The following is a 15,383-nucleotide window of genomic DNA, read 5'->3' on the forward strand; positions in this document are numbered from 1 at the left end:
CTCCGGCTCGTACGGATGGGCGAGACCAGGGCAAAGTCTAGCGACACCACCCAGCCGTCCTCCGCCCCCGACCGATCGCGGGCGGTCGGAAAGGGGTTTCCGCTCCGGGGCGGACCCCACCCCTCTCCTTCCCGGAGGATCCTTCGCCGGACCCTGCGGGGTTGCTCTGAAGGACCCCCCAGGACCCCCTGAGGTTGCCCCGGAGGACCCCGCCGCGTGCCCGGGAATCGCCCCGAAGGACCTTGCCGATCCCTCCGGGGCGGTCCTCGGGGAGGTCTTCCCGGTCCCTCCGGACCGGGCCCGGCGGGCCCTTCCCCCGCTTCTCCCGAGTCCCCCGGGTCCGTCCGGCGGCGGCCCTTCTCCCGCTTCCCCGGGTCCGCCCCGACGACGGCCCTTCCCGGGACCGGACCGGTGCGCCCTACCCCTCCGCGGTCTCCGGCGCCTTCGCGCGCCGGCCGCGCGGCAGGACCCGCAGCGCGTCGCCCATGTCCGCCACTTCGGTCACCTTCATGCCCGGCGGGACCTTCCCCGGGTCGGAGGGGACCAGGGCGTGGGTGAAGCCCAGGCGGTGCGCCTCCGAGAGGCGGCGCTGGACACCCGTCACCCGCCGGACCTCGCCCGCGAGACCGACCTCACCGATCGCCACCAGGTTCTTCGGCAGCGGGGTGTCGCTCGCGGCGGAGGCGAGCGCGAGCGCGATCGCCAGGTCGGCGGCGGGCTCGGTGAGCTTCACCCCGCCCACGGTCGCGCTGTAGATGTCCCGCTTGCCCAGCGCGCTGATCCGGCCGCGCTGCTCCAGGACCGCCAGCATCATCGAGACGCGGGAGGTCTCCAGGCCGGAGGTGGTCCGGCGCGGGGAGGGGATCTGGGAGTCCACCGTCAGGGCCTGCACCTCGGCGACGAGCGGCCTGCGCCCCTCCAGGGTGACGGTCAGACAGGTGCCCGGCACCGCCACGTCGCGCCGGGTCAGGAAGAGTCCGGACGGGTCCGCGAGCCCGGTGATCCCCTCGTCGTGCAGTTCGAAGCAGCCGACCTCGTCGGTCGCCCCGTACCGGTTCTTCACGCCCCGGACGAGACGCAGGCGCGCGTGCCGGTCGCCCTCGAAGCTCAGGACGACGTCCACCAGGTGCTCCAGGAGCCGGGGTCCGGCGATGGCCCCGTCCTTGGTGACGTGACCGACCAGGAGCGTGGACATGCCGCGCTCCTTGGAGGCCCGGATGAGGGCGCCCGCGACCTCGCGGACCTGCGCCATGCCGCCGGGCGCGCCGTCGATCTCGGGGGAGGCGACGGTCTGCACCGAGTCCATGATCAGGAGCGACGGCTTCACGGCGTCGAGATGGCCGAGGACGGCCGACAGATCGGTCTCGGCCGCCAGGTACAGGTGGTCGCTGAGCGCGTGGATGCGGTCGGCGCGCAGCCGGACCTGGCTCGCGGACTCCTCGCCGGTGACGTAGAGGGTGCGGTGCTCGTCGCTCGCCGCCTTGGCGGCCACGTCGAGCAGCAGCGTGGACTTGCCGACGCCCGGCTCGCCCGCGAGGAGCACGACGGCGCCGGGCACGAGGCCCCCGCCGAGGACCCGGTCCAGCTCGTCCACGCCGGTCGAGCGGGCGGTCGCCTGCCGGCCGTCGACCTGCCCGATGGGGACGGCGGCGGCGGACACCCGGCCCGCGGCGGTCGTGCGGACGGCGGGCGCGCCGTACTCCTCCACCGTCCCCCACGCCTGGCACTCGGGGCAGCGGCCGAGCCACTTGGCCGTCTGCCAGCCGCATTCGGTGCAGCGGTAGGACGGACGGTCCTTGGTGGATTTCGTACGGGCAGCCATGCGCCCCACCGTAACCGCCGCCACCGACAACGGGCCGTCCGTCCCCGGCGCAGCCCCCGCCCGGCGCCGGGGGAGGCCGGCGGCGGCGCCGCCTCCGCCCTCTCGGCGCTCGCCCGTCCCGGACCCCACCCGTCCACGGAATACCGGATTCCTGTCCCCTTTCGAGCGATACCTTCACCCGTAAGGATGAGAAGTGCGCGACCGGTACGAAAAGTGCCCTCCGTCCTGCCTAGGGTCGACCGGTGACGAGCAGCAGGCTGGAATCCCCCGCACGCACCACCGGCGCACACCGGGCGCACCGCACCACGGACCAGGGACCGCGCACGCTCGGCCGGCGGTCCCCCGCCCGTTACGAAGACGTCCTCGACGGCCTCTTCACGTACTGCCTCTCCGTGCTCTGCGACCACGACACGGCCACCGCCGTCCTCGGCGACGCCCTCGCCGCGGCCGAACGCCACCGGGCCCGCTGTCCCTCCGACGAGGACGGCCGCACGGCCTGGCTGTACGCCCTCACCCGCTGGGCCTGTCTCCGCAGCCTCGGCGAGCAGCGCCGCAAGCGCCAGGGCGCCCACACCGGCCGCCCCGCCGTCACCCCGCCCGAACCGCCCCGGGTCTCCGAGGAGACCGCCGCCCGCCACCGCGCCGAACTCGCCCTCCTGGCCTGGCCCGAGGCCGCCGGCACCACGCCCGAGCAGCGCGAGGCGCTCGAACTCGCCGTACGGCACGGCCTCAGCCACCGCCAGATCGCCGCCGTCCTCTCCCTCGACCCGCTCGCCGCCCGCGAACTCCTCGCCGCCGCCTCCTGCGAGGTCGAACGCACCCGCGCCGCCCTCGCCGTCGTGGAGACCGGCAGCTGCCCCACCGTCGCCCGGCTCACCGGCGACCACCGCGTCCTGCTCTCGTCCGCCCTGCGCGCCGAACTCGTCCGGCACGTGGACGACTGCCCCCGCTGCCGCCGCGCGGCCGAGCGCGTGGGCGCCGGGGCCCCCTGGCCCGGCGCCTCGTCCCTCACCCCGGGCCGGCTGCCGCTCGTGGAGGCGCCCCGGGCCGCCGCGTACCCGGCGGCGCCGCACGTGCCCCGCGCGCGCGGCGGCGCCCCGCGCTTCGCGCCGACCGGCTTCCCCCTCGACCCCAAGGACCACGCGGCCCGCCGCGACCGGATGCGGGCCCGCGCCGTGACCACCACCGTCGTCGCGGCCGTGGTCGCCGCCCCCGTCCTCGCCCTGTGGACCTCCTACCGGGACACCGCCGGGACGAGCGCCCACGACGGGGGCGGGATCAGCGCGGCCGAGAAGGGCGAGGAGACGGGACCGGGCGGGCGCCCGTACGACCGGTACGAGAACGCGGGCAACGCCCGGGACACCCCCGAGCCCCGCTTCACCCGGGGCAGCCGCGCCCCCGACGTCTCCGTCGAGGTGGTCAGCCCCGGCGGGCCCACCGGCACCGGGAAGCCGTCGCGGCCCGGCGCACCCGCCCCCGGCTGGATCACGGTCGGCGCGCGCGGCCACGGCGACCTGACCCTCCTGACGCTCACCGCCGCCGGGGGCTCGCCCGTCGGATGGGCCCTGTGGACCGACGCGCCCTGGCTCTACGTGAGCCGCGCCTCCGGCACCCTGCGCCCCGGCGAGACGGTCACGGTCGCGGTCCGCGTCGACCACGCCCGCGAGCCCGCGGGCGCGTGGAGCGCGCGGATCGGGGTGAACCCCTCGGGCGCCGTGGTGCGCATCGACGGCTCCGGCCGGGCCGAGCCGCCCCGCGCCGCCGGGCCCGCGCCCGGCTTCCCCCGGCCCCCGGTGCCGGCGGACCCCCCGCCGGCGACGACGGAGCCGACCAGGCCGCCCACGACACCGCCGCCCCCGACGGAGGAGCCGACCACCCCGCCCCCGACGACCGAACCGCCCGCCACGACCCCGCCGCCGGCGACGACGGAGCCGACCGGCCCGCCGCCGACCACGCAGGAGCCCCCGCCGGCGACCACGGACCCGGGCACGACCCCGCCCCCGGCCGGGGAACCGGCCCCGGCGCCCTCGCCGTGAGGGGCGGCGGGACCGTCCCCGCCGCGGAGATCAGGCCGGGCGCACCGGGTCCGCCGGGTGCGGGGCCACCAGCGGCAGTCGCGAGGCGAGCCGGGCCTCGCACAGCCCGGCCAGGACCGCGTACGCCTCCTCGCCCATCATCTCGGTCAGTTCGGGCCGGTACGTGACGTAGACCGGCTCCCCCGCCCCGTGCGCCGACGTGGCCGAGGTGCACCACCAGTGCAGGTCGTGGCCGCCCGGTCCCCAGCCCCGGCGGTCGTACTCGCCGATCGACACCTGGAGGACCCGGGTGTCGTCCGGCCGCTCGATCCAGTCGTATGTCCGGCGCACCGGCAGCTGCCAGCACACGTCCGGCTTGGTCTCCAGCGGCTCCCGGCCCTCCTTCAGGGCCAGGATGTGCAGCGAGCAGCCCATGCCGCCCGCGAAGCCGGGGCGGTTCTGGAAGATGCAGGACCCCTCCCAGCGGCGGGTCTGCCGGTCGCCGTCCTCGTCCAGCTGCACCCAGCCCGACTCCGTGCCGACGTCGTGGAACTGCCACAGCTCCGGAGTGAGCCGGGCCACGTGCTCCGCGACCCGCTTCTCGTCGTCCTCGTCGGAGAAGTGCGCGCCCAGCGTGCAGCAGCCGTCGTCGGCCCGGCCCGCCTGGATGCCCTGGCAGCCGCTGCCGAAGACGCACGTCCAGCGCGAGGTCAGCCAGGTCAGGTCGCAGCGGAAGACCTGCTCCTCGTCGGCCGGGTCGGGGAACTCGACCCACGCCCGCGCGAAGTCCAGGCCCTTCTCGTCCGGCACCGCCCTCCCGCCCCGTTTCCCGGCGCCCTTCGCGGCCCCGGCCGCCCCGCCGGCCTTCGCGTCCCGGACGCCGCCGCTGTCTTTGTCCTGCTTCGCCTTTTTCGTCTTTGGCACGCCGTCAAGCGTATGCGGCGCGCGCAGTAGCGTTCCGCCCATGAGACTCGGAGTCCTCGACGTCGGTTCGAACACGGTGCACCTCCTGGTGGTGGACGCGCACCCCGGCGCCCGCCCGCTGCCCGCCCACTCCCACAAGGCGGAACTGCGCCTCGCCGAACTCCTCGACGCGGAAGGAGCGATAACGCCCGGTGGCGTCGAGCGGCTCGTCGCGACCGTCCGGGAGGCGCTCCAGGCCGCCGAGGACAAGGGGTGCGAGGAGTTGCTGCCGTTCGCGACCTCCGCGGTGCGCGAGGCCGGCAACGCCGACGCCGTCCTGTCCCGGGTCAGGGACGAGACCGGCGTCGACCTCCAGGTCCTCACCGGCGAGGAGGAGGCCCGGCTCACCTTCCTCGCCGCCCGCCGCTGGTTCGGCTGGTCCGCGGGGAGGCTGCTCCTCCTCGACATCGGCGGCGGCTCCCTCGAAATCGCGTACGGCATCGACGAGGACCCCGACACGGCGGTCTCCCTGCCGCTCGGCGCGGGCCGGCTGACCGCCGGCTGGCTGCCGGGCGACCCGGCCGACAGCGCCGACGTGAAGGAGCTGCGCCGCCACGTGCGCGCGCGGATCGCCCGTACGGTCGGCGGGTTCAGCCGCTCCGGCCGCCCCGACCACGTCGTCGCCACCTCCAAGACCTTCAAGCAGCTGGCCAGGATCGCCGGGGCCCCCGGCTCGGGCGAGGGCCTCCACGTCCAGCGGCTCCTGTCCCGCCGGTCCCTGGAGGAATGGGTCCCGCGCCTCGCCGGGATGACCACCGCCGAACGCGCGGCCCTGCCGGGCGTCTCGGAGGGGCGTGCCTCCCAGCTCCTCGCGGGCGCGCTCGTGGCGGAGGCCGCGATGGACCTCCTCGGCGTGGAGGAACTGGAGATCTGTCCCTGGGCCCTCCGCGAGGGCGTCATCCTGCGCCGCCTGGACCACCTGCCGGAGGCGTAGCGGGACGGGCGCCGGGCCCCGCGCGCGTGCGGCGGGGGCTTCCCGGCCGCCGTGCGCCCCGCGCCCCGCGCGCGTCCCCCGGCGTGACCGGAACCACCCCCCGGCCCCCCGCGGCCCCCCGGCCCCGCCCCGTACCCTGTCCAGGTGGCAGAACCAGTGGTGCGCGTCCCGGATGCGAAGGTCGCCCTGTCCACGGCCTCGGTCTACCCGGAGTCGACGGCGACGGCCTTCGAGATCGCCGCGCGCCTCGGCTACGACGGCGTCGAGGTCATGGTGTGGACCGACCCGGTCAGCCAGGACGTCGAGGCGCTGCGCCGGCTCTCCGACTACCACGGGGTCCCGGTCCTGGCCGTGCACGCCCCCTGTCTCCTCATCACCCAGCGCGTCTGGTCCACCGATCCGTGGGTCAAGCTCCAGCGCGCGCGGGCGGCGGCCGAGAAGCTCGGCGCCTCCACGGTCGTCGTGCACCCGCCGTTCCGCTGGCAGCGCCAGTACGCCCGGGACTTCGTGACCGGCATCTGGCGGATGGCGGACGAGACCCCCGTCCGGTTCGCCGTCGAGAACATGTACCCGTGGCGGTACAAGGACCGCGAGATGCTCGCGTACGCCCCCGAGTGGGACGTCACCAAGGACGACTACCGGCACTTCACCATCGACCTCTCGCACACCGCGACCGCCCGCACCGACGCCCTCGCCATGATCGACCGCATGGGCGACCGGCTCGGCCACGTCCACCTCGCCGACGGCAAGGGGTCCGCCAAGGACGAGCACCTGGTCCCCGGGCGCGGCACCCAGCCCTGCGCCGAACTGCTCGAACGCCTCGCGGTCACCGGCTTCGACGGGCACGTCGTCATCGAGGTCAACACCCGCCGCGCGATGTCCGCCGCCGAACGCGAGGCCGACCTCGCGGAAGCGCTCGCCTTCACCCGCCTCCACCTCGCCTCCCCCGTGGACCGCCCCTCCCGGACCCCGCGCCCGTGACCGGTCCGGCCGCGCCGGCCGGACGATCCACCACGCCACGTCCCGACCCCGCGCCCGTGACCGGTCCGGGCCCGTCCCGGCGCGGGGTCGGGAGCGGACGGTCGGTCCGCCGCCCCCGAGCGACCGTGACCCGGGGCCCGGGCGCCCCTGCGGCACCCGGCCGGAAGGCGGACGGCCCGTCCGGCATGCGGACGGTCTGTCCAGATCTTGGTCCACCGGCGTACGCTCGGAAGCAAGCACACCCGTCACGAGGAGCGAGCGACGATGCCCGAGCTGAGGTCCCGCACTGTCACCCACGGCCGCAACATGGCGGGCGCACGCGCCCTGATGCGTGCCTCCGGTGTACCCGGCGCGGACATCGGCCGGAAGCCGATCATCGCCGTCGCCAACTCCTTCACGGAGTTCGTCCCCGGCCACACCCACCTCCAGCCGGTCGGCCGGATCGTCTCCGAGGCCGTCACCGCCGCCGGCGGCATCGCCCGCGAGTTCAACACGATCGCCGTCGACGACGGCATCGCGATGGGCCACGGCGGCATGCTCTACAGCCTGCCCTCCCGCGACCTGATCGCGGACAGCGTGGAGTACATGGTCGAGGCGCACTGCGCCGACGCCCTCATCTGCATCTCCAACTGCGACAAGATCACCCCGGGCATGCTGATGGCCGCCCTGCGCCTGAACATCCCCACGGTCTTCGTGTCCGGCGGCCCGATGGAGTCCGGCCGCGCCACGCTCGTCGACGGCTCGGTCCGCACGCTCGACCTGGTCGACGCGATCTCCGACGCGGTGAACCCGAACGTCTCGGACGAGGACATCGCCCGCATCGAGGAGAACGCCTGCCCGACCTGCGGCTCCTGTTCCGGCATGTTCACCGCCAACTCGATGAACTGCCTGACCGAGGCGATCGGCCTCTCCCTCCCCGGCAACGGCACGGTGCTCGCCACCCACACCGCCCGCAGGGCGCTGTACGAGAACGCGGCCCGCACGGTCGTCGACATCACCCGCCGGTACTACGACGAGGACGACGCCTCCGTCCTGCCGCGCTCGATCGCGACCCGCGGGGCCTTCGAGAACGCCATGGCCCTCGACATCGCCATGGGCGGCTCCACCAACACGATCCTGCACCTGCTCGCCGCCGCCCAGGAGGCCGGGCTCGACTACGGCCTGACCGACATGGACGAGGTCTCCCGCCGCGTGCCCTGCCTGGCCAAGGTCGCCCCGAACGTCGCCAAGGACCGCACGTACTACATGGAGGACGTGCACCGGGCGGGCGGCATCCCGGCCATCCTCGGCGAGCTCTACCGCGCGGGCCTCCTGGACGAGGACGTCCACTCCGTCCACTCCCGCTCCGTCAAGGAGTGGCTGGAGACCTGGGACGTGCGCGGCGGCTCCCCCTCCGAGGAGGCCGTCGAGCTGTGGCACGCGGCCCCCGGCTGCGTCCGCTCGGCGACCGCCTTCTCCCAGTCCGAGCGCTGGGACACCCTCGACACGGACGCGGCGAACGGCTGCGTCCGCGACGTGGCCCACGCCTACTCGAAGGACGGCGGCCTCGCCGTCCTGCGCGGCAACCTCGCCGTCGACGGCTGCGTCGTGAAGACCGCCGGCGTCGACGAGTCCATCTGGACCTTCGAGGGCCCGGCCGTCGTCTGCGAGTCGCAGGAGGAGGCCGTCGAGAAGATCCTGAACAAGCGGGTCCAGGACGGCGACGTGGTCGTCATCCGCTACGAGGGCCCCAAGGGCGGCCCCGGCATGCAGGAGATGCTCTACCCCACCTCCTTCCTCAAGGGCCGCGGCCTGGGCAAGACCTGCGCCCTCGTCACCGACGGCCGCTTCTCGGGCGGCACCTCGGGCCTCTCCATCGGCCACGCCTCCCCGGAGGCCGCCTCGGGCGGCACGATCGCGCTCGTCGAGGACGGCGACCGCGTCCGCATCGACATCCCGAACCGCTCGATCGAACTCCTCGTCGACGACGCCACCCTCGCGGCCCGCCGTGAGGCCCTCGGCGGCGTGTACGCGCCCAGGAACCGCGAGCGCAAGGTGTCGGCGGCGCTGCGGGCCTACGCGGCGATGGCGACCAGCGCCGACAAGGGCGCGGTCCGGGACGTGACGAAGCTGGGCTGAGCCCCGCGCGCGTACGGAGGGGGAGCGGGTCCCGGACCCGCTCCCCCTCCGCGCGTTTCCGGCCCGCCGGTCCCGGGCCGGACGCTCACCAGGACGCCGGGTCGCGCGCGTCCACCGCGAAGACGGAACCGTCCGGCGCCGTCCCGAACACCCGGTCCCCGGCGGCCAGCGGCGCGGGCACCAGGGACGCGTACCCGAGCCGCCCGTCCAGCAGGCGCGGCCGGGTCTGGCCGGCGAGCGTCCCGCGCGCGGTGTCGACGGCGAGCAGCCGCCCGTCCTGGACGGAGAAGTACAGGCGGTCGCCGGGGCCGAGGACCGGCTCGGAGACGTTCCCCGCCGCCGTCTCCAGGTCCCACAGCGCCCGCCCCTTCCGCGCGGCGGTGTCGAAGGCGGTCAGGTGCCCGCCCGCGTCGAGCAGGTACACGACGGCACCGCGCACGGCGGCGCCCCGGAGGTCGAACCGGTGCGGCAGGGCGAGCCTGCGCACGGGACCGGCCGCCCCGCCGCCGGCGTCCAGCAGGACGAGGGAGTCCACCGACCCGTCCCTGCGGCGGGAGGCGAGGACCGGCGAACCGTCCCCGGTGTGCCCCAGCGGGTCGAGGTCGCCCGCCAGGTCCCGCCGCCACACCACCTCGCCGGTCGGGGGCCTGAGCGCGCCCACGCGCGTGCGCGTCCCGTCGGCCGAGGTCTCGGAGACCGCGAGCAGACCGGAGCGGGCGTCGTACGGACCCGGGCGCGGCACCCGGAAGCCGCTCGGGACGCGCCGCCACAGCACCGCGCCGCTCCGGGCGTCGACGGCCCGGACGCCGCCGGTGCCGTCGGCCAGGACGACGGCGGACCCGGCCGGCCGGTACGTCTCGGGGCGGTCCGCGCGGGCGGTCCACCCCGGAGCGCCGTCCCCGACCGCGTACGCCCGCAGCGGACCCGTCGGGGCGGCGGCGCCGACCAGCCCTTCCGCGAGGAGCACGGGCGCGCGGGGCGCCTCCTCCTCCACGGGCGCGGCCCGCGACCAGAGGACCTTCCCCGTCACGGGGTCGAGCCGGGCGATGCCGACGCCCCGGGCCGCGCAGTACAGCGCGCCCCCGCCGTCCGCGCAGGCGGGAGCGGACGCGGGGCCGTGCGTCCGGAGCGTGGTGTGCCAGCCCGCGAAGGAGGTGGCCACCTCGTCCGGGCGCGGCGGAGCCACGCGCCCGCCGTCCGTCGAGGAGTGCAGCGTCGCGTACAGGCCGGCCCCGGCGAGCGCGAGCGCGGCGGCGACGGCGATCGTCGGGCGCGGCCGGAACCGCCCGCGCCGGCGGGGCACGGCCGGCGCGGAGGCCCGTACCGGCGTGTCCGCGTCCCACGCGCCCGCCGGGGACGGCCCGCCGTCGTCCCGGCCGCCCCCGGACCCGGCCTCCGGCAGGACGGGCCGCCGCCGCTGCGCCGGTATGAACGCCTCCGCCGCGTACGAGGGCGGCAGCAGCGCCCGCATGATCTGGGCCGGGTCCGGCCGCTCGGCGGGCTCCTTGGCGAGGCAGCGCGCGACGAGCGGCGCCAGCTCCTCCGGCACGCCCGTCAGGTCGGGCTCGTCGTGGACGACCTGGTACGCCACGACGTACGGGCTGTCGGAGTCGAACGGGCCCCGCCCGGTCGCCGCGTGCACCAGGACCGAGCCGAGCGCGAAGACGTCCGCCGCCGGCCCGACCTCGCGCGGCCGCTGGAACTGCTCGGGCGCCATGAACGGCGGCGAGCCGATGAGCTTGCCCGTCTCGGTGCGCAGGTCGCTGTCGACGGGCCGGGAGATGCCGAAGTCGATGACCTTGGGCCCGGTGTCGGTGAGCAGGACGTTGCTGGGCTTGAGGTCCCGGTGGACGACCCCGGCGCGGTGGATGTCGCGCAGCGCCTCCGCGAGCCCCGCCGTGAGCCGGCGCAGCTCGGCGGGGGACAGGGGGCCGTTCCGCCTCACCTGGTCGGCGAGGGTGGGACCGGGGACGTAGAGGGTCGCCATCCAGGGCCGCACGGCATCGGGATCGGCGTCCACGACCGGTGCGGTGAAGGCGCCGCTGACCCGCCGGGCGGCCGCCACCTCCTGGCGGAAACGCGCCCTGAACTCCGGGTCCTCCGCGTACCGCGCGTGCACGACCTTGACCGCGAGCCGCAGTCCCGAGGCCGAGGAGGCGAGGTGCACGACGCCCATGCCGCCGGAGCCCAGACACGCCTGGAGGCGGTAGTCCCCCGCGTACTCGGGTTCCTCCGCCTCCCGGTCCTCCCGGCCGGCACCGGTACCGCGCAACGGTGGCATCGCCCACCCCCGTGTGATTCCCCGTCGCGTCGCGCCCGCGTGCGCGACGCGACGGAGCCTAGTCGATGGTGCCTCCGATGTCGGTGGGGCTTGCTAGCCTGCGCGTCGCGGAGAGTGAGACTCGGCGGAGCGCTTGTGCGCCAAGGGGGAGGACCAGGATGGACACCATGGACGGCACGGACGCCGTGGGCACGAAGGACGCGTCGGACGGTACGGCGGCGGCCGTGACGACCGCGACCGTCACGGCGGCGAGCACCACCCGCTACCCGGTCGCGCCGGGCTACCGGGTCAACGTGCGGTCGGGCCCGGGGACCCAGTACCCGATCGTCCGCTCGCTGCCCCTGGGCGCCACGGTGGCGATCTCCTGCCAGAAGTACGGCGAGTGGATCACCGGCCCGTACGGCACCACACGGATCTGGGACTGCGTCGCGCCGGGGGAGTACGTCTCCGACGCGTACGTGCGCACGGGCAGCGACGGGCTCGTGGCACCGCGCTGCGCCTGACCCGCCCCGGCGCTCCGGGGCGACGGGGACGACGAGCACGACCGGGACGACCGGGACGACCGGGACGACCGGGATAATCGGTCCCGTGAGCGACGACGAGCAGAACCCCCGCACGGCCCGCACGGCGGACGGCACGACCGGCGGCCCCCGGCCCGAGGAGATCCGTTTCTTCGGCACGACCTGGGTCGACCACGACGGCCACTACGCGCTGCGCCGCGCCGGCCTGGCCGCCGGCTCGTTCGCCACCGCCGTCGCGGCCTGCCTCGTGCTGCGCTTCGCCTTCCAGGGGCTGCGGATCGCGGACACCGGCGGCTTCGTCGAGGGCCTGGTGATCGTCATGTTCGCGGTCTGCAGCGCCCTCGCCTGCCGCGCGACCTGGGAGGGCTTCCGGCGCCGCCCGGACGACCCGGCCCGCGAAGACTCCCTGCGCAGCCTCAGGACGATCGGCTTCGTCGGTTCGCTCCTCGCCTACGGCGTCCGCTGCCTGACCGAGGCCCCCGGCGAGGGACTGCGCCGCGCCGAGTACGAGGCGGCCCTCGCCCGGTACGAGAAGCGCCGCTCCTCCCGCGCGGGCAACCCGTCCGCCCGCAGGAAGCCCCGGCGCGGCTGACCCCGCCCCCCTCCCGCCGCCCCGGCCGGCCGCTGACCGCCCCTCGGACACCCGCCGCACCGGCACGGCCCCGGTGCGAGGATGACGCCCCGTACCCCCTCCGGCGAGGTGAACAGAGCCATGACCCAGACCGTCGCAGTCCTCGGCACCGGCAAGATCGGTGAAGCGCTCCTCAGCGGCATGATCCGCGCCGGCCGGCGCCCCGGAAACCTCCTGGTCACCGCGCGCCGCGCCGAACGCGCCGACGAACTGCGCACCCGCTACGGCGTCGAGACCGTCACCAACGCCGAGGCCGCCGAGCGCGCCGACACCCTCATCCTGGCCGTCAAGCCCCAGGACATGGGCCGCCTCCTGGAGGAACTCGCCCCGCACGTCACCACCGGCCACCTGGTCGTCAGCGCGGCGGCGGGCATCCCCACCTCCTTCATCGAGGACCGCCTCACCCCCGGCACCCCCGTCGTCCGGGTCATGCCCAACACCCCGGTCCTGGTGGACGAGGGCATGTCCGTCCTCTCGGCCGGCAGCCACGCCACCCCCGACCACCTCGCCCACACCGAGAAGATCTTCGGCGGCGTCGGCAAGACTCTCCGCGTCCCCGAGTCCCAGCAGGACGCCGCCACCGCCCTCTCCGGCTCCGGCCCCGCGTACTTCTACTTCCTGGTCGAGGCCATGACCGACGCCGGCATCCTCCTCGGCCTGCCCCGCGCCCAGGCCCACGACCTCATCGTCCAGGCCGCCATCGGCGCCGCCGTGATGCTCCGCGACAGCGGCGAGCACCCGGTCAAGCTCCGCGAGGCCGTCACCTCCCCGGCCGGCACCACCATCAGCGCCATCCGCGAGCTGGAGAACCACGGCGTACGGGCCGCCCTCATCGCCGCACTCGAAGCGGCCCGCGACCGCAGCCGCGAGCTGGCCTCCGGCAACGGCTGACCCGTTCCCGCCGGGGTCACCGGGCCCCGGCGGACGCCCCCCGCAGCACGTCCTCCGCCGTCACGACCTTCGCGAACCCTCCCCCGTGCAGGGAGATCGCCGTCGCCCGCGTCAGCTCGTCCGCGCTCGCCGCCCAGCCGTGCGGCCCCTCCAGGTCGAAGGTGTGCATCGCGTCCAGCGGGAACACCACGTCGTACCCGAGGTTCCCGCCCATCCGGGCCGTCGTCTCGTTGCACATGTTCGTCTGGATGCCGACGATCACGATCTGCCCGATCTCCCGCCCCCGCAGCCACGCGTCCAGGGACGGCTCCCCGTAGAAGGCGGAGTTCACGGACTTCGTGACCAGCAGCTCCGGACCGCTCCCCTTCCCCCGCCGCTCCGCCACGAAGTCCTTGAAGTCATTTCCTTCGTATCCGGACCGCAGCGGCGACCGTGCCCCCTCCGCGGAGTCGTGCCGCACGAAGACGACCGGACGGCCCGTCTCCTGCCACAGGTCGATCAGCGCCGCGATGTTCTCCTCCGCGGCCGGGTTGTTCCGCTTTCCCCAGTACTCCTCCTCGAAGCCCTTCTGCACGTCGACGACAACCAGCGCGGCGTTCTCGGTGATCTCCATGCTCCCGATCCTGCCGCCGTCCCCGGCCCCTTCCCAGAAGGCCGCATGCCACTGATCGATGGTTTACTGCCAGGCATGCCGCCGTCCATGCCGTCATCACCGGGGACCCGCCCCCAGCGCGTCGCCCTCCTCGCCTTCCCGGGCGTCCGGGCCTTCGACGTCGCCGTCATCACCGAGGTCTGGGGCAGCGACCGCACCCTCCGCGGTGTCCCCCCGTTCGCGCTCCACCGCGCCGCCGCCGACCCGGGCGCCCCCGTTCCCCTGCGCGGCGGCCTCTCCCTCGCCCCGGACCGCCCGCTCGACTGGCTGGACGGGTTCACCTCCGCGGACCTGGTGGTCGTCCCCGGCGTCGAGGACCCGGACGCCGACTTCCCGGCCCCCGTCCTCGACGCCCTCCGCCGCGCCCACTCCGCCGGCGTCCCGGTCGCCTCGCTCTGCGCCGGCGCCTTCGTCCTCGCCCGCGCCGGACTCCTCGACGGCCGCCGCGCCGTCACCCACTGGCACCTGACCGGGACCCTCGCCGCCCGCCACCCGGCCGTACGGGTCGAACCCGATGCCCTCTACGTGGAGGACTCCGGCATCTGGACCTCGGCCGGCACCGCGGCGGGCATCGACCTCTGCCTCCACCTGGTCCGTACGGCCCACGGCGCGGAAGCGGCGGCGACCGTGGCCCGCTCCATGGTCACGGCTCCCTTCCGTACGGGGACCCAGGCCCAGTTCATCGAGCGCCCCACCCCCCGCGCCGACCGCGACGCGGACGCCCTCGCCGCCGTACGCGCCCACGCGCTCGCCCACCTCGACGAGCCCCACACCGTCGCGAGCCTGGCCGCCCTCGCCGGCATGTCCCCCCGCTCCTTCGCGCGCCACTTCCGGGCCACCACCGGCACCACGCCTCTGCACTGGCTCGTCGCCCAGCGCGTGGCCGCCGCCCAGAAGCTCCTCGAACGCACCGACCACGCCCTCCCCGAGGTGGCCCGCCGCGCGGGCTTCGGCAGCGAGGTCACCATGCGCCAGCACTTCGCCTCCCACCTCTCCACCAGCCCCCGCGACTACCGCAACGCCTTCCGTCACCGGGCCTCCCGGACCGAGGTTGACACGGCATACCGGTCTCCGTAGTGTTCTCCGAGTTGTCCGACGTGAGCACCGACCCCGGTCGGCCCCGGACAGCCATTCCGCAAGACCTCCAGAAGCCGACAGCGCTTTGCCGCGCCGTCGCGTTTTCCGTGAGCTTTTGCGAAATGAGGAATCCGCGTTCGAAGGTTTGGGCGCAGGCCCCCGATTAGCGTCGGAGGCGGGGAATCCGCTAAAGTCTCACTCGTCGGAACGGCCCAACGGCCGGAAAGACAACTCCCGCTGACCGGGAATCAGACGCCGAAAGGATCTGATAGAGTCGGAACCGCCGGAAGGGCCCGGAGCGAAAGCGAACGGGACCGGAAAGCACCGGGGAAATCGGATCGGAAAGATCTGATAGAGTCGGAAACGCAAGACCGAAGGGAAAAGCCCGGAGGAAAGCCCGACGAGGGTGAGTACGAAGGAAGCGTCCGTTCCTTGAGAACTCAACAGCGTGCCAAAAATCAACGCCAGATTAGTTGATACCCCGTCCGGCCGGACCT

12 protein-coding genes are annotated in these 15,383 nt (G+C 75.0%); 8 read left to right on the plus strand and 4 right to left on the minus strand.

Annotated features, from left to right (window positions below; translation table 11 throughout):
• Window positions 1–418: 418 nt before the first annotated feature.
• A complete protein-coding gene (gene radA, locus ACZ6AQ_RS18495; RefSeq protein WP_468760717.1) occupies window positions 419–1,822 on the minus strand; it encodes a DNA repair protein RadA in 1,404 nt (467 codons plus the stop codon).
• 242 nt (window positions 1,823–2,064) lie between these two features.
• Here radA and ACZ6AQ_RS18500 point away from each other — a divergent pair, with 242 nt between their 5' ends.
• Window positions 2,065–3,858: a hypothetical protein gene (locus ACZ6AQ_RS18500; protein WP_468760718.1), complete on the plus strand. Its 1,794-nt coding sequence runs from the start codon at window positions 2,065–2,067 to the stop codon at window positions 3,856–3,858.
• A gap of 30 nt (window positions 3,859–3,888) precedes the next feature.
• Here the strand turns inward: ACZ6AQ_RS18500 and ACZ6AQ_RS18505 are convergent, their stop codons facing one another.
• The gene (locus ACZ6AQ_RS18505) at window positions 3,889–4,647 is read right to left on the minus strand and encodes a DUF3109 family protein (RefSeq protein WP_468760740.1); all 759 of its coding nucleotides are present in this window, start codon (window positions 4,645–4,647) and stop codon (window positions 3,889–3,891) included.
• A gap of 154 nt (window positions 4,648–4,801) precedes the next feature.
• Here ACZ6AQ_RS18505 and ACZ6AQ_RS18510 point away from each other — a divergent pair, with 154 nt between their 5' ends.
• From ACZ6AQ_RS18510 to ilvD, 3 genes are all read left to right on the plus strand, one after another.
• Window positions 4,802–5,734: a Ppx/GppA family phosphatase gene (locus ACZ6AQ_RS18510; RefSeq protein WP_468760719.1), complete on the plus strand. Its 933-nt coding sequence runs from the start codon at window positions 4,802–4,804 to the stop codon at window positions 5,732–5,734.
• A 144-nt stretch (window positions 5,735–5,878) separates the two neighbouring features.
• Window positions 5,879–6,715: a sugar phosphate isomerase/epimerase family protein gene (locus tag ACZ6AQ_RS18515; RefSeq protein ID WP_388690666.1), complete on the plus strand. Its 837-nt coding sequence runs from the start codon at window positions 5,879–5,881 to the stop codon at window positions 6,713–6,715.
• Window positions 6,716–6,979: 264 nt separating this feature from the next.
• Window positions 6,980–8,833, plus strand: a complete 1,854-nt coding sequence (gene ilvD, locus ACZ6AQ_RS18520) for a dihydroxy-acid dehydratase (protein WP_468760720.1) — start codon at window positions 6,980–6,982, stop codon at window positions 8,831–8,833.
• 85 nt (window positions 8,834–8,918) lie between these two features.
• Here ilvD and ACZ6AQ_RS18525 read toward each other — a convergent pair whose 3' ends face one another.
• Window positions 8,919–11,114 carry a protein kinase domain-containing protein gene (locus tag ACZ6AQ_RS18525; protein WP_468760721.1) on the minus strand — a complete coding sequence of 732 codons (2,196 nt, stop codon included), beginning with the start codon at window positions 11,112–11,114 and terminating at the stop codon, window positions 8,919–8,921.
• Window positions 11,115–11,272: 158 nt separating this feature from the next.
• Between ACZ6AQ_RS18525 and ACZ6AQ_RS18530 the strand changes: the two genes are divergently transcribed.
• The 3 genes from ACZ6AQ_RS18530 to proC all read left to right on the plus strand — a co-directional run bounded on the left by ACZ6AQ_RS18530 (window position 11,273) and on the right by proC (window position 13,157).
• Window positions 11,273–11,617 carry an SH3 domain-containing protein gene (locus tag ACZ6AQ_RS18530; RefSeq protein ID WP_468760722.1) on the plus strand — a complete coding sequence of 115 codons (345 nt, stop codon included), beginning with the start codon at window positions 11,273–11,275 and terminating at the stop codon, window positions 11,615–11,617.
• A gap of 85 nt (window positions 11,618–11,702) precedes the next feature.
• The gene (locus ACZ6AQ_RS18535; RefSeq protein WP_388690658.1) at window positions 11,703–12,227 is read left to right on the plus strand and encodes a hypothetical protein; all 525 of its coding nucleotides are present in this window, start codon (window positions 11,703–11,705) and stop codon (window positions 12,225–12,227) included.
• Window positions 12,228–12,347: 120 nt separating this feature from the next.
• On the plus strand, window positions 12,348–13,157 hold the full coding sequence (proC, locus tag ACZ6AQ_RS18540; protein ID WP_388690655.1) for a pyrroline-5-carboxylate reductase: 810 nt from the start codon (window positions 12,348–12,350) through the stop codon (window positions 13,155–13,157).
• Between the two features lie 16 nt (window positions 13,158–13,173).
• Here the strand turns inward: proC and ACZ6AQ_RS18545 are convergent, their stop codons facing one another.
• Window positions 13,174–13,770: a cysteine hydrolase family protein gene (locus ACZ6AQ_RS18545; protein WP_468760723.1), complete on the minus strand. Its 597-nt coding sequence runs from the start codon at window positions 13,768–13,770 to the stop codon at window positions 13,174–13,176.
• A gap of 87 nt (window positions 13,771–13,857) precedes the next feature.
• Here ACZ6AQ_RS18545 and ACZ6AQ_RS18550 point away from each other — a divergent pair, with 87 nt between their 5' ends.
• Entirely contained in the window at window positions 13,858–14,886 is a 1,029-nt protein-coding gene (locus ACZ6AQ_RS18550) for a GlxA family transcriptional regulator (RefSeq protein ID WP_468760724.1), read from the plus strand.
• The last annotated feature ends 497 nt before the right edge of the window (window positions 14,887–15,383 follow it).

Source organism: Streptomyces sp. NPDC041191, assembly GCF_055591945.1.

Coding starts and splice junctions, on each gene's coding strand:
- radA (WP_468760717.1), bottom strand. CDS start 1,822: ATGGCTGCCCGTACGAAATCCACCAAGGACCGTCCGTCCTACCGCTGC.
- ACZ6AQ_RS18545 (WP_468760723.1), bottom strand. CDS start 13,770: ATGGAGATCACCGAGAACGCCGCGCTGGTTGTCGTCGACGTGCAGAAG.
- ACZ6AQ_RS18525 (WP_468760721.1), bottom strand. CDS start 11,114: ATGCCACCGTTGCGCGGTACCGGTGCCGGCCGGGAGGACCGGGAGGCG.
- proC (WP_388690655.1), top strand. CDS start 12,348: ATGACCCAGACCGTCGCAGTCCTCGGCACCGGCAAGATCGGTGAAGCG.
- ilvD (WP_468760720.1), top strand. CDS start 6,980: ATGCCCGAGCTGAGGTCCCGCACTGTCACCCACGGCCGCAACATGGCG.
- ACZ6AQ_RS18530 (WP_468760722.1), top strand. CDS start 11,273: ATGGACACCATGGACGGCACGGACGCCGTGGGCACGAAGGACGCGTCG.
- ACZ6AQ_RS18510 (WP_468760719.1), top strand. CDS start 4,802: ATGAGACTCGGAGTCCTCGACGTCGGTTCGAACACGGTGCACCTCCTG.
- ACZ6AQ_RS18550 (WP_468760724.1), top strand. CDS start 13,858: ATGCCGTCATCACCGGGGACCCGCCCCCAGCGCGTCGCCCTCCTCGCC.